This is a genomic window from Streptomyces viridosporus T7A, assembly GCF_008704515.1.
Taxonomy (GTDB): domain Bacteria; phylum Actinomycetota; class Actinomycetes; order Streptomycetales; family Streptomycetaceae; genus Streptomyces; species Streptomyces viridosporus.
This window is the reverse complement of the sequence record NZ_CP023700.1, coordinates 4,192,604-4,206,301: the sequence shown is the minus strand read 5'-3', so window position 1 is coordinate 4,206,301 and position 13,698 is coordinate 4,192,604. Positions and strand designations below refer to the sequence as shown.

Genomic DNA, 13,698 nt, shown 5'->3' with positions numbered 1-13,698 from the left:
GTTCAGCCGATCTTCGCGTTCTTGGAGACGGTCACCTGGTCGATGTCGGACGTCCGCACGGTCACCTCGATCTTCCAGTCGCCCGCCATCGGGATCTGCACGCCGCTCGCCGACCAGTGTCCGGTGGCGACGCGGTCGGGGACGACCGGCAGCGGTCCGATGTCCTGGGCGGAGAGGGTGAGGGCGACCTTCACCTCGGGGACGTCGAAGGCCTTGCCGTCCGTGCGCTCCACATAGAGGTGCAGGTCGTTGTCGCCCACCCCCGCGGGGTCGAGGTCGATCGTGACGATGCCCTTGCCGTTGCCGCCGCCGGTGTCGAACGGCATGTTCAGGGTCACCGCGCCGGTGCCCTGGCCGGGCGCGGCGGACGACGGGGACGAGATGGAGGCGGCCGCCTTGGCCTCCTGCTCCGTACGCCCCGGCTCGGTCTGCGTCAGCACGGTGGTGACGGCGAGCAGGACGACGGCGACGCCCGCCTCGGCGAGTACGGAGCGGCGCAGGCCGAAGCGGTTCGGATCGGCGTCCCGCAGCCGCTTCTGCCGGGCGGTCTCCATCGCGGCCCGCTGCCGGGCGAGCTGAGCGGCCCGCGCGGAGTCCGCCCCGTCCTGCTCCTCGCGTCCGTCCTGCTCCTCGCGTCCGTCCTGCTCCTCGCGTCCGTCCTGCTCCTCGCGTCCGTCCTGCTCCTCGCGTCCGTCCTGCTCCTCGGGCCCGTCCTGCTCCTCGGGCCCGGCGGCCTCCTCGGCTCCGGTGGCCCCGGACCCGCCGTCCCCGGCCCGTCCCGCGTCGGACCGCTGCGCGTCGGCCCGCCCTGTCTCGGACTGCTGCGCGGGCACGGCGTCCGCGGGCTCCTTCTCCCCCTCGTGCTCCTGATCGGCCGCCGCCGGTGCCGCCGCCTGCGCCAGCCGCGCCGTCCACCGCCGTGAGACGGAGGCGATCGCGACCAGCACCACCACGAGCCCGATCTTGGCCAGCAGCAGCTGCCCGTAACGGGTGTCGGTGAACGCCGACCAGGAGCCGAGCTGCCGCCAGGACTGGTAGACCCCGGTGGCGACGAGCACGACCACGCTGCCGAACGCGAGCCGGGAGAACCGCCGCACGGCGGTCCGGTCGACCGGGGTGTCGGCGGGCGCCCGGTAGAGCGCGACGAGCAGGGTGGTGAGCCCGCCGAGCCAGGCGGCGACGGCCAGCAGGTGGAGGACGTCGACCGGCATGGCGATGCCCGCCTGGAGCCCCTGGGAGGCGTGCTCGGACATGGCCCAGCTCGCGGCCAGCCCGGCCGCCACGACCGTCCCCCCGATCGCCAGCCCGAAGGTCAGGTCCCGCTTCTCCTCGTCCTCCCGCTTCTCGTACGCCCCGAACAGCACCGCGATGAACAGCGCCGCCGCGGCGAGCAGCAGCAGCCGGGACACCAGCGCCGCGCCGGTCTTGGTCTGGAGCACCTCCCCGAGCAGCGTCAGGTCGAAGACGTCGCCGACCTTTCCGGAGCGGGTGTACGAACCGCGCAGGAGCAGCAGTGCGAGCGTGGCCGCGGTGAGCGCGAGCCACCCGGAGACGATCAGCCGCTGCACCGCCCGCACCCCGGAGCCGCGCTGCCAGCAGGCGAGGACGAAGGCGGCCCCGCCCACCAGGACGACGAACCCGGCGTACGACGCGTACCGGCCGAAGCCGTACAGTCCGCCGACCAGCCCGTCGCCGGAGGCCTGGGCGGAGGCCGGGACGGAGGTCTCGGAGGGGGCGCCGATGGAGAAGGTGAAGGCACCGGCGACGGGGTGGCTGTCCGCCGACACCACCTGGTAGGCCACGGTGTACGTGCCGTCGGGCAGCCCGCCCACCAGCTGCACGGAGTACGTGGTGCCGTTCGGGTTGACCGGGGCGCCCTTGTCGACCCGTTGGCCCTTGGGGTCGAGCACCCGCACGGCGTCGTCGCTCACCGCGATCGGCTCGGAGAAGGTGAGCGAGACCTGGGTGGGGGCCCGGTCGACCACCGACCCCTGCTGCGGATCGCTCCCGGTCAGCGCGGCGTGCGCGGAAGCGGGAGCGGCTCCGGCGAGGAGCGCGCCGGCGACGGCCAGGAACAGCAGTACCAGGGTCCGCAGGCGGGGGGCGATGGTCTGGGTCACGGGGGTGTCTCCCTCAGTGTCCGGTCTCGTGGCCGGTTTCGTGGCCGGTCTCGTGTCCGGTCCCCTGTCCGGTGGTGCGTCCGGTCTTCGGCGTGTAGGTGGCGGCCTCCACCGGGACCTCGACGGTGACGGGGTCGGACCGGTCGAAGCGCAGCTCGACGGAGACCTTCTGGCCCTCCCGGGGCCTCCGCTTCAGCTGCTCGAACATCAGGTGGTTGCCGCCGCTCTCCAGCACGAGGCTCCCGCGGGCCGGGATGTCGAGCCCGTCGACCTCCCGCATGGAGCCGTCGACGGTCTCGTGCACGGTGACCCGGTCGGCGATGTCGCTGCTGACGGAGGTCAGCCGGTCCGCCGCGCCGCCCTCGTTGGTGATGGTGAGGAAGCCCGCCGCCAGGTCCGACACCGGCTGGGGCATGTAGGCCGAGCCGACGGACAGGTCCGGGGCGTCCTCGCCGGAGCCCGAGCCGCCGCACCCGGCCAGGGCCAGTGCCCCGGCGACGGCCAGGGCCGTGGCCGCGCGGTGCCTCACGGCCGCTCACCCTTGATGAGCTCGGGGAGGTCCTCGGTGTAGTCGTCGACGGTGGCGTCCTCACCGTAGAGGACGTAACCGCCGTCGGTCTTCGGCGAGAAGGCGATGACCTGGGTGCCGTGGTCGGAGACGACCTTGCCCTGGTCGTCCTTGCGCGGCGGGTCGATCGTGATGCCGAGGGTGCGGGCGCCCGCCTGGATGGTGGCGAAGTCACCGGTCAGGCCGACGACCTGGGGGTCGATGCCCTTGAGCCACGTGCCGAGCGCGGCGGCGGTGTCCCGCTCGGGGTCGGTGGTGACGAACACCACCCGCAGCTCGTCCTGCTGGTCCTGGGGCAGCTGCTTCTTGGCCACCGCGATGTTGTTCATCGTCAGCGGGCAGACGTCGGGGCAGTGCGTGTAACCGAAGTAGATCAGCGTGGGCTTGCCCGCGGTCTCCTTGCGGAAGTCGTACTTCTTGCCGTGCGTGTCGGTGAGGACGAGGTCCGGCTTCTCGAACGGCTTGTCGAGCACGGTGGCCGCCTTGTCGGCACCGGCCTCCTCGGAGACCACGGCGACGGGCTTGCCGCCGTCGCCGTCGCCGCTGCCGCAGGCGGAGAGGGTCAGGGAGGCGGCGGCGAGCAGGGCGGCCGCCGCGAAGGTCTTCTTGCGCATGAAAGGTGTCCTGAGGTGAGGTGCTCCGGCGCGCACCGGGAGGCCACGGGCCGTGACCGGCCCGGTGCGCGCCGCTGAAAGGAGGACGGGGTCAGGCGGAGGTGCGCCGACGCCCGGCCAGAACGCCGTAGGCGACGCCCGCGGCACCGATGACGATGCCGACGACGCCCAGGACGCGTGCGAGGGTGTCCGTGCCGCCGGAGTCGTCGGAGTCGGACGCCGTGGCGGTCTCGGCGGAGGCATTCTCGGTGGATCCGGCACTGTCCTCGGCCTTGTCGTCGTCCGAGGCGCCGTGGTGGCCGTCCCCGGAGGCGGCCGAGAGCGTGAGCACGGGGGCCGGGTGGTCGGGCTCCTCCTGGCCCTTCTGCGGCACCTCGATCCAGCGGACGACCTCCTTGTTGGAGTACGTCTGCAGCGCCTTGAAGACGAGTTCGTCCGTGTTCTCGGGCAGCGTGCCGACGGACACCGGGAACTTCTGGAAGAAGCCGGGCTCGACGCCGTCGCCGTCGGCGGTCCAGGTCACCTTGGTGACGGCCTCGTTGATCTTCCTGCCGTGCACCTCGAGCGGCTTGTCCAGCTTGGACGTGGTGACCTTGATGTCCCAGCCCTCGATCGGCTGCGGCATCACGGAGGCCAGCGGGTGCTCCGCGGGGAAGGTGATCTCCAGCTTGGTGGTCGAGGCGTCGTCCCGCTCGTTGGGGACCTTGAAGTTGACGACCGCGTAACCGCCCTGGGCGGCCTCCCCCTCGGGCTGCACGCTGACGTGCGCGAAGGAGGGGGTGGACACGGCGAGGACGGCGGCACCGGCGACGGCGACGGCGGCGGCGGTACGGGAAGCCTTCATGGCAGAAGCACTCCGCTTCGGTTGGGTTTCGCTGACGGTGAGGGACACGCGCCCGCGGCGGGAGGACCTCCTGGCCCTTCCCGGCCCCTCCCGGTCCTCCGGGGAGGGCTCGGGCGCGGCGGAACCGGACGCACCCGCGTGTGCCGCACGCCGGCGTCCCTCTCCCGGACCCGGGAACCGGGGCGGCGAAGTGGTGGTCGCGGCGCGTCAGGCGGCGAGGGCGAGTGCGGTGGCGGCGGCCGGCGGGCCGCGGCGGATCACCGAGTGCTGGAGCGCGGTGGTGCGGGGCGCGGGCGGCTCGGGCAGCGCGGCGCGCGGTGTGCGGGGGCCCGCCTCCGGCGTTCCGGGGAGCCCGGCGCGCAGGGCCCGCACCAGGGCGAGCGCGGCGCGCAGGGACCGGACGAGGGCCCCCTCGGCGACGCCGTGCGCCGACAGCTCGGTGAGCCGCAGCAGGGCCAGGTCGCCGCGGCGCAGCAGCCAGCCCGCGGCCATGGCCGCGAGGACGTGGCCGAGCAGCATCGGCAGCGACGGCAGCAGGGACACCGGGGAACCCGCGGCGGTGGACAGGGCGTCCGCCGCCGGGGTGCGCGCCGTGCCCGGGTGGATCCCCGCGTCGGCGAGGATGCGGTGGGCCTGCGCGGGGCTGATCGCCGCCGCGCTGGGCCCGCACACCAGCAGCGCGGCCCGCTCGACCAGCGCGGCGTCGGAGAGGAGCGGCGGCGAGCCCGCGGGGAGCGCGGTGCCGTGCTGCCCGAAGCCGAACAGGATGTGCAGCGCCGTCTGACCGACCGCCAGCAGTGCCGTGATCGCCGGCACGGAACGCGCGCGTCCGGCGAGCGGCGCGGCGATCACGAGCGTCACGAGGAACCCGACGGCCAGCGTCCACAGCGGAACGGCGGCGCAGGAGGCGAAACTGTGGCCCGCCCCGGCCAGCACGACGCAGACCGCGGCGAACACCGCGGCCCGCAGGATCCGGAGCCCTCGTCCGGAGCGCGTCGCGCGCGCGTGGGGGGCAGACATGACGGGCTCATCATCGCACTGGCCCGCCGGCCGCCGTACGGCAGGTCCGCAAGATGAGGAACGACCGGAAGGTCACCTCTGCCACGGCCCGTCCCACATACACCGATCGGTTTCGCGACACACCCGCCGTATGGGCGGCTTCACGTCAACTTCACGCTTACAAGTGAGTACTCAGGGCAATACGTAACGGTATGTCGAGCCGCGGCCGGGAGGCTGGAGCATGAGCATCTGGTGGTCACTCCATCTGCGGCGCGATGCCGCGAGCGTGCCGCTCGCCCGGCGCCTGCTGCTCGGCACCATGGAGACCGCGGGCGTCGACCCCGACATCTCCTACGACCTCTCCGTCGCCCTCAGCGAGGCGTGCGCGAACGCCGTCGAGCACGGCGGGGACACCACGCGGGGCGGCAGTTCGGAGGCGTACCGGGTGACCGCCTACCTCGACGGCGAGAAGTGCCGCATCGAGGTCGCCGACGCGGGCCCCGGCTTCCCCGCCGGCACCGCGGGCCCCTCCCGCCCGCCGGCCCGCCCCGTGCCGCCCGACGCGGAGCACGGCCGGGGCCTGTGTCTCATCCAGGAGCTGGCCGACCACGTCCACATCGGCAACAAGCCGGGCCGGGGCGGCGCGGTGGTGAGCTTCGACAAGATCCTGAAGTGGCGCGAGGACGCCCCACTGGTGGCGGTGTAGCGACCCCCGGCCCCCGGCCCCCGGCCCCGACCCCCGGCCACCCCGCCCGCCCCGTCCGCGGCACGGCCGGCCGCGCACGGACAAAGGGCCGGGCACCCGCGGGTGCCCGGCCCTTTGTCCCGGGTCGCGTCAGCCCTTCAGGGAGGCCATCCACGCCTCGACGTCGTCCGACCGCCGGGGCAGCGCGGCGCTCAGGTTCCGGTTGCCGTCCTCGGTGACCAGGATGTCGTCCTCGATGCGGACGCCGATGCCCCGGTACTCCTCGGGCACGGTCAGGTCGTCGGCCTGGAAGTACAGACCCGGCTCGACCGTGAGCACCATGCCGGGCTCCAGCGTGCCCGCGACGTACGTCTCGGTGCGCGCGGCGGCGCAGTCGTGGACGTCCATGCCGAGCATGTGACCGGTGCCGTGCAGCGTCCAGCGGCGCTGCAGGCCCAGCTCCAGCACCCGCTCCACCGGGCCCTCGACCAGACCCCACTCGACGAGCCGCTCGGCCAGCACGCGCTGGGCGGCGTCGTGGAAGTCGCGGTACTTGGCGCCCGGCTTCACCGCCGCGATGCCGGCCTCCTGGGCGTCGTACACGGCGTCGTAGATCTTCTTCTGCAGCTCGCTGTACCGGCCGCTGATCGGCAGCGTGCGCGTGACGTCGGCCGTGTAGTACGTGTGCGTCTCCACGCCCGCGTCGAGCAGCAGCAGGTCGCCGGAGCGGACCGGTCCGTCGTTGCGCACCCAGTGCAGGGTGGTGGCGTGCGGGCCGGCGGCGCAGATGGAGCCGTAGCCGACGTCGTTGCCCTCCACGCGGGCGCGCAGGAAGAACGTTCCCTCGATGTAGCGCTCGCTCGTCGCCTCGGCCTTGTCGAGGACCTTCACGACGTCCTCGAAGCCGCGCACGGTGGAGTCGACGGCCTTCTGCAGCTCGCCGATCTCGAAGTCGTCCTTGACCAGCCGCATCTCGGAGAGGAAGACGCGCAGCTCCTCGTCGCGCTCGGCGGTGACCTTGTCGGTCAGCGCCGCCTCGACGCCGGCGTCGTGACCGCGCACGACCCGCACCGGGCCGGTGGCCTCGCGCAGCCTGCCGGCCAGCTCGCGCACGTCGGAGGCGGGGATGCCGTACAGCTTCTCGGCCTCGGTGAGGGAGTGGCGGCGGCCGACCCACAGCTCGCCCTGGCCGTCCAGCCAGAACTCGCCGTTCTCGCGGTTGGAGCGCGGCAGGAGGTAGAGCGTCTCCCGGTGCCCGTCGGCGGTGGGCTCCAGGACGAGGACGCCGTCCTCGGTCTGGTTGCCGGTGAGGTAGGCGTACTCGACCGACGCGCGGAAGGAGTACTCGGTGTCGTTCGAGCGGGTCTTCAGGTTGCCGGCGGGAACGACCAGGCGCTCGCCCGGGAAGCGGGCGGACAGCGCGGCGCGGCGGGCGGCGGTCTCGGCGGCCTGGGGGATCGGTTCCAGCTCGTGCAGCTCGGTGTCGGCCCAGCCGCTCCTCATGTTCGCGGCCAGTTCGTCGGACACACCCGGGTACAGCCCGTTCTTGCGCTGCTTGATCGGCTCTTCCTCAGCGGTCTCCGGGGTCTCCGGCAGTTCCTCCGCCACGGTCATCCTCCTCGCTACGGCACGGGACCTCCCCGAGCTCTCGGCTTCGCTCGAGCAGGGGGACCCCCACCATCGTACGGTCGTACGGAAACGGCCGAAGAGCGCGAGGGCCTGTTACCGAGGGCGCACGGAGGATGACCGGGCCGCGGCCCGCGCGCCTACTCGAACCGCGCGGCCAGCAGCACCACGTCCTCCGCGGAGTCCGCCGTGTCCGCCCCCCGGGGCAGCACCGTGCGCAGGACGTGGTCGGCGATCGCGCCGGGGTCGTGGCGCAGGGGCCTCGGCACCCCGGCCGCCGCCGCGTGCAGCCGGGCGAAGGCGCGGTCGGTGGGGTCGCCGGTGCGGTGCAGCAGCCCGTCGGTGTAGAGCAGCACCGTCTCCCCCGGCTCGGGGCGGACCTCCACGCTCGGCGCCTCCCAGCAGGCCAGCATGCCCAGGGGGGCGGAGACGGAGGTCTCCACGAACTCCGTGCGCCGCTCGCCGAGCAGCAGCGGCGGGCTGTGCCCGGCCCCGGCCAGCGTGATCCTGCGCAGCGCGGGTTCGCAGTAGCCGAACAGCGCGGTGGCCGACCGGGCCGGTTCGGTGAGCCGCAGCAGCAGTTCCAGGTCGGACAGGACGGCGACCGGGTCCTCGCCCTCCATCACGGCGTACGCGCGCAGGGACGCCCGCAGCCGCCCCATCGCGGCGACCGCGCTGGGCCCCGACCCGGTGACGGACCCCACGGCGAGGCCGAGCGCGGCGTCCGGCAGGGGCAGCGCGTCGTACCAGTCGCCGCCCCCGCGCGGGGAGGTGGCGTGCCGGGCGGCGAGCTGGACGCCGGCGACGCGGGGGAGGCGCGAGGGCAGCAGCTCCTCGGACACGGTGGCCAGGCACGCGCGGGTGCGCTCGAGTTCGAGGAGCCGGGCGAGGTGCTCGGCGGCGTGCCGGGCGTACAGGCCGACGAGGTGGCGCTGCCGCTCCGACGGCTCGGCGGGCTCGTCGTAGAGCCACACCGCGGCGCCCAGGCGGCCGGCGGCGTCGGTGGTGAGCGGGAGGGCGTAGCTGGCGGCGTAGCCGAGGCGCGCGGCGACCTCGCGGTGCCGGGGGTCGATCCCCTGCTCGGCGAACAGGTCGGGCTCGGCGATGCCGTCGTCGGCGCCGGGCTGCCCGTCCAGGATCCGGCCGTGCGCCAGGGAGCCGCGCGGCACCGTCTCCATGTGGCCGAGGTCGGCGCGGGCCAGGCCGAGGCCGACGGTGGTGTCCGGGCCGAGGCCGTCGGCGGGTTCCAGGGCGACGAGACCGCGCCGCGCGCCCACCAGGGCGGAGCCCGCGCGCAGCAGTTCCCGGAGTGCCTCGTCAAGTGCGTGCACGCGGACCAGGCGTTCGGTGAGCTCGTGGAGGGTCGTGAGGTCGGAGACCCATCCGGCGAGACGGTCCTGGAGCAGCGCGCCCGGTGCGTGCCGGGGAGGCCCCGGCACGGCGGAGGCGGCCGCGGCGGCGGACGCGACAGTGTGGGCGGGCGCCGGGACCGTTGAATCGATTCCGGCCACTTTCGGAGGGTGCGAGGCGTTCATGGTGACCGGCTTTCCGACCGGTGCGTACTGCTCAAAAGCATCGCAAACCCCCATGTGTTCTGCGTCACCGGCAGTGTCTCCAGATGTACACGTACTCGTAAGGAGATGTCCAGCATTGTCCTGCGGGGATTCCTGGTGTCCGCGGGGTGGGGAGGAACTCCCCGCAGACCCCTTGCCGAAAGGCGAAGTTGGCTTGAAACTGCCTCAGGGGGAGGTGTATTGCGGTCGACTGGGCTTGCTCGACGGAGCGTCACGACGGTCGTGATGGGTACGTACTCGGTGAAGGCCAGGGGTGGCGGGGAGCCGCCCGGGAACCTGGTGACGGAACCGGGCGTCTCAACCATCGAAGGCCGTGCCCCATCCTCCCGTGGCGGAGGCGGAGAGAACCACGCGCGACGGTAAACGCCAGACTTCGCCACCCCCACGCCATGCCCACGCTTCCGACGGACGCGGTAGGGGTGGAACGGCCGCGGAGGCAGCCCATGCTCGGCCCATGGGATTCCCCCTGCCCGGCGCGGGGGCGTGATGCGCCAACAGGTACGCACAGTGAAGCGATCGACGCATGTTGTGATGTGGACCACGGTGTTGCCAGGCGTGCAACGGAAAGGAACGAGCGCTCATGCGCGAGATCCTCGGAAGGCGACGCAGGCTCCTGTCCCGGCGCGGTGACGGAGGGCCGGAGTTGATCGGCGCGGCCCTGACCTTCACCACGGAATGGCAGTGGCCCGTACTCCCGGGCGTGGCGACGGATGCGCAGGGCGGCAGGTCCCGCTGCGGCTGCCCCGACCCCGAGTGCACGGTGCCGGGCGCCCATCCCTTCGATCCCGGCCTCCTCGCCGCCACCACCGACGCGCGCATGGTGCGCTGGTGGTGGGGCAACCGGCCGGCGGCCCCCATCATCCTGGCCACCGGCGGCAAGGCCCCCTGCGCGGTCTCGCTGCCGGCCCTGCCGGCCGCCCGCGCCCTCGACGCGCTCGACCGCCGCGGCGTGCGGCTCGGACCGGTCGTCGCCTCGCCGACCCGCTGGTCGATCCTGGTGAAGCCGTACTCCCTGGAGCAGTTGGGCGAACTGCTGTACGCCAAGGACTTCGTCCCCGGCTCCCTCCGCTTCCACGGCGAGGGCGGCTACCTCGCCCTGCCCCCGTCCGTGACCGCGCAGGGCGACATCCGCTGGGAGCGTGCTCCGCTGCCCGGCTCGGCCTCGCCCTGGGTGCCCGACGTCGAGGCCGTGGTGGACGCCGTGGTCGAGGCCCTCACCCGTACGGGCGTGAGCGCACCCGAGCTCTAGGCGCTGCCGCCGAACTCCCGCCCGTCCCGCGGCGCTCGGCCCGCACGCCCGCCGCGTCGCCGGAGCGCCCGCGTGACTTTGCCGCGCGGGCGCTCCGGCGCCTCGCGGCCGCACGCTTCACGGGCTCCCGGCTTCGTTCGGGCAGGGGGCCCAGGTCGCCGCGGGGACGGCTCTCCGGGCGAACGACGGGAAGGCGACGACGGGGCCCGGGGCCCGGCGGGCCCGCTTCGGCCGCCACGGCCGTGGGGATCCGCGCCCCGCCCCCGGAGGACCGCTGCCTCCCCGTCGCGCTCCGGGAGCAACACACCGGTGGGGACGGGCAGTCGGCACACGATTGCGGTCCGTGAACGGGGACCGGCACGGAAAGACCCGGTTGCTGGCGACGGGGGATGCACCAGCAACCGGGCTACTCGAACGGTAACAAGAGATCGGCGGTTCGCAAATTCGATCCCGGCTTTTCCGGTCACCGACTGGCTTGCCCGCACCGGGAGTTGCCTCTGAGGCAGGAGGTGCGGACGGGGCGGTTCTGCTGACCGGTCGATCAGCGGAACCCGGTCGCTCGGGAGCGCCTCAGTTGAGCGTGACCTGGCGGTTGGTCAGTCCGCCGCGCGCACGGCGCTCGTCGGCGGTCAGCGGCGCGTCCGTGGCCAGCGCGGCGGTGAGCCGCTCGGCGAACTCGGCCGCCGGCTTCTCCACGTCCTCGGCGGTGACCCCGCTGGGCAGGTCCCAGACCGGCACGGTGAGCCCGTGGGCGCGGAAGGAGCCCACGAGCCGCGTGCCCTCGCCGAGCGAGGACCGCCCGGCCGCGTGCAGCCGCGCGAGAGCGTCCAGAAGCTGCTCCTCGGGGTGCGGCATGACCCACCGCAGGTGGTTCTTCTCCGGGGTCTGGCACCAGTACGCGGAGTCCACGCCCGAGAGCTTGACGGTCGGGATGGCCGCGGCGTTGGCCCGCTCCAGGGAGGCGGCGACGTCCGGCGCGGCGTTCTCCGGGTCCGGGACCCAGAACTCGAACCCGCTGTGCACCACCGGCTCGAAGGCGCCCTCGGGGTCCAGCAGGTCCTGCAGCCGGGGGCCGTCGGCGGGGGCGCGGCGGCCCTGCACCGGGGTGCCGGGGTCGGCGGTGAGCGCGCGCCGCAGGGTGTCGGCCAGGTCGCGGCTGATGTCACCGGAGGAGGTGTCGTTCTGCAGGCCGAGCAGGACCGAGCCGTCGTCGCGGCGCAGGGCGGGCCAGGCCATCGGCAGCACCGTGGCCAGGGTGACCGACGGGACGCCCTCGGGCAGGCCGCCCTCGAGCGTCAGCTCGACGGTGGCGGCCGGCACCAGCTCGCGCAGCGCCACCCAGTCGCACTCGCCCGGCAGGCCCTCGAACGGGCGGTGCACCAGTTCGGTCACGGCGTGCGCGGCGGCGCGGCCGTGGCAGGCCTTGTAGCGGCGGCCGCTGCCGCACGGGCAGGGCTCGCGGGCGCCGACGACCGGGACCTCTCCGTCCGTGAGCTGCGGGCGCTTGGCCTTCGTCTGGGGTCGCTTCTTGGCCATCGTGGGTGTCTCCCGGTTACGGCTCGTCTCGTACAGGCGCCGAGCCTAGCCGTTCACGCGGCGGCCGACGGGTTCCGGTGGCGCGCCGTGCCGTCCGAGGAGCCCGGTTCGCCTCCGGCACGCCGGTCCCGCGCGGCCTCAGTCGAGGTCGTCGAAGACGTCCGCGAAGTCCAGTCCGGGGATCCGGGACACCGCGGGGGCCGTCACCCGCGCGGCGAAGTCGTCGCGCCGGTGACCGGCGTCCGGGTCGTGCACGTCGCGGTGGACGACGACCCACACGGTGACCTCGCCGGGCACCTCGTCGCGTACGCCCCAGTCGTCGGACAGCGCGGTGACGATGCTCAGCCCCCGGCCGCCGTGCGCGGTGACCGACGGGGTGGCGGGCGCCGGCCGGGTCGGGCCGCCGCCGTCCGTGACCTCGACGACGAGCCGCCCGCAGGGATCCACCTGCCAGGCGGCGCGGACGTCGCCGTCCCCGGCCAGGGCGTCACCGAGGGGCCGGCCGTGTTTGCACGCGTTGCTCAGCAGTTCGGAAAGGATCAGTACGGCATCGTCGACGATCGTGTCCGCCACGCCCCCGTCACGCAGCTGCGTGCGCATCAGGCGCCTCGCCTTCCCCACGCCCGCAGGGCCATGGGGCACGACCATGCACGACGACGTGGGCACCTCCTGTGCCACCACCAACGCCACCCCCGAAACCTCCTTCGCCCCACGCCACGGTGTGGATGCCCCATCGACCTGAACCGGAAACCGGCCGATCTCCGTGCGGTGACGCACTCGCAACGATCGAATACGCACCGAACGCGCCGGAGCACTCCCTGTGAGGAAGTGGCTGGATTTCGACGGTATGGCCGAGAAGCGAGGATGGGACGGGACGGGGCGCCGGGTCAAGCTCCGGCGGCGACCGCGTGGAGGGACGGCGGGGCACCGCGGTGCGGCGACGGGGGCCGGCCGGGGCGGCGCACGGGTCAGCGGCCGAGCTGCTCGAGCACCGCGCGGGGACGGTTGGTGATGATGGCGTCCACCCCGAGGTCGACGCAGAGGTCCACGTCCCGGGGGTCGTTCACGGTCCACACGTGCACCTGGTGGCCGGACGCCTTCAGGCGCTCGATGTACGCGGGATGGCTGCGCACGATCCGGAGGGAGGGCCCCGCGATCCGCACGCCCGAGGGCAGCCGCCCGTCGCGCAGCCGGGGCGAGACGAACTGGGTGAGGTAGACCGTCGGCAGCGTCGGCGACGCGGCGCGCACGCGGTGCAGCGAGCGCGCGGAGAAGCTCATGACGCGCACCGGGGACTCCTCGGCCGCGGCCGGGGCGTCCAGCCCGAACCGCTTGAGCAGGAGCAGCAGCCGCTCCTCCACCTGCCCCGCCCACCGCGTGGGGTGCTTGGTCTCGATCGCCAGCTCCACCCGGCGCCCGGAGTCGCTCACCAGCTCCAGCAGCCGCTCCAGGGTGAGGACGGAGGTGGCCTCCCGGTCCTCCGGGCGGTGCTCCCAGTCGGGCTCCTCGGTGCGCCCGCCGAAGGGGGTGCGGTTCTTCCAGGAGCCGAAGTCCAGGGCGGCCAGGTCGGAGAGCTCCAGCGCCGAGACCGCACCGCGGCCGTTGGACGTACGGTTGACACGACGGTCGTGCACGCAGACCAGGTGGCCGTCGGCGGTCAGGCGCACATCGCACTCGAGTGCGTCCGCACCGTCCTCGATCGCCTTGCGGTACGCGGCCAGGGTGTGCTCGGGGGCGTCCTCGGAGGCCCCGCGGTGTGCGACGACTTGGGTCGGATGCTGTCGTGCGTGGGTCACCGCGTCATGGTGCCATCGCGCGCGGGTAGACGTGCGGCCGGAGGGTCGCGGCCGGTGCGGAGATCCGGTCGGAGGCATTGAGGTGGC

General features: G+C 73.8%; 12 protein-coding genes. 2 read left to right on the top strand and 10 right to left on the bottom strand.

The window, feature by feature from the left end; translation table 11 throughout:
* Nucleotides 1-2 precede the first annotated feature (2 nt).
* The 5 genes from CP969_RS19510 to CP969_RS19490 all read right to left on the bottom strand — a co-directional run bounded on the left by CP969_RS19510 (nucleotide 3) and on the right by CP969_RS19490 (nucleotide 5,166).
* Entirely contained in the window at nucleotides 3-2,120 is a 2,118-nt protein-coding gene (locus CP969_RS19510) for a copper resistance protein CopC (RefSeq protein WP_016825523.1), read from the bottom strand.
* Between the two features lie 13 nt (nucleotides 2,121-2,133).
* Complete coding sequence (locus CP969_RS19505; protein ID WP_016825524.1) at nucleotides 2,134-2,649, bottom strand: copper chaperone PCu(A)C; 516 nt, start codon at nucleotides 2,647-2,649, stop codon at nucleotides 2,134-2,136.
* Entirely contained in the window at nucleotides 2,646-3,302 is a 657-nt protein-coding gene (locus tag CP969_RS19500) for an SCO family protein (protein WP_004986079.1), read from the bottom strand. Before CP969_RS19500 ends, CP969_RS19505 begins: the two co-directional genes overlap by 4 nt.
* Nucleotides 3,303-3,393: 91 nt before the next feature.
* A complete protein-coding gene (locus CP969_RS19495; protein WP_016825525.1) occupies nucleotides 3,394-4,146 on the bottom strand; it encodes a YcnI family copper-binding membrane protein in 753 nt (250 codons plus the stop codon).
* Nucleotides 4,147-4,353: 207 nt separating this feature from the next.
* A complete protein-coding gene (locus CP969_RS19490; protein ID WP_004986084.1) occupies nucleotides 4,354-5,166 on the bottom strand; it encodes a hypothetical protein in 813 nt (270 codons plus the stop codon).
* A gap of 220 nt (nucleotides 5,167-5,386) precedes the next feature.
* On the opposite strand from CP969_RS19490, the gene CP969_RS19485 reads away from it, so the two are divergent.
* Nucleotides 5,387-5,851, top strand: a complete 465-nt coding sequence (locus tag CP969_RS19485; RefSeq protein ID WP_004986085.1) for an ATP-binding protein — start codon at nucleotides 5,387-5,389, stop codon at nucleotides 5,849-5,851.
* A 129-nt stretch (nucleotides 5,852-5,980) separates the two neighbouring features.
* On the opposite strand, the gene CP969_RS19480 is transcribed toward CP969_RS19485, so the two are convergent.
* Together CP969_RS19480 and CP969_RS19475 are read right to left on the bottom strand one after the other, a co-directional pair.
* A complete protein-coding gene (locus tag CP969_RS19480) occupies nucleotides 5,981-7,438 on the bottom strand; it encodes an aminopeptidase P family protein (RefSeq protein WP_086019064.1) in 1,458 nt (485 codons plus the stop codon).
* A gap of 158 nt (nucleotides 7,439-7,596) precedes the next feature.
* The gene (locus CP969_RS19475; protein ID WP_099156155.1) at nucleotides 7,597-8,991 is read right to left on the bottom strand and encodes a PP2C family protein-serine/threonine phosphatase; all 1,395 of its coding nucleotides are present in this window, start codon (nucleotides 8,989-8,991) and stop codon (nucleotides 7,597-7,599) included.
* A gap of 619 nt (nucleotides 8,992-9,610) precedes the next feature.
* On the opposite strand from CP969_RS19475, the gene CP969_RS19470 reads away from it, so the two are divergent.
* A complete protein-coding gene (locus tag CP969_RS19470) occupies nucleotides 9,611-10,279 on the top strand; it encodes a bifunctional DNA primase/polymerase (RefSeq protein ID WP_004986098.1) in 669 nt (222 codons plus the stop codon).
* Between the two features lie 570 nt (nucleotides 10,280-10,849).
* On the opposite strand, the gene CP969_RS19465 is transcribed toward CP969_RS19470, so the two are convergent.
* From CP969_RS19465 to CP969_RS19455, 3 genes are all read right to left on the bottom strand, one after another.
* On the bottom strand, nucleotides 10,850-11,815 hold the full coding sequence (locus CP969_RS19465) for a DUF5926 family protein (protein ID WP_016825528.1): 966 nt from the start codon (nucleotides 11,813-11,815) through the stop codon (nucleotides 10,850-10,852).
* A 138-nt stretch (nucleotides 11,816-11,953) separates the two neighbouring features.
* Nucleotides 11,954-12,592, bottom strand: coding sequence for an ATP-binding protein (locus CP969_RS19460; RefSeq protein ID WP_004986103.1), 639 nt, complete (start codon nucleotides 12,590-12,592; stop codon nucleotides 11,954-11,956).
* Between the two features lie 191 nt (nucleotides 12,593-12,783).
* Nucleotides 12,784-13,611, bottom strand: coding sequence for a glycerophosphodiester phosphodiesterase (locus tag CP969_RS19455; RefSeq protein WP_004986106.1), 828 nt, complete (start codon nucleotides 13,609-13,611; stop codon nucleotides 12,784-12,786).
* Nucleotides 13,612-13,698 lie beyond the last annotated feature (87 nt).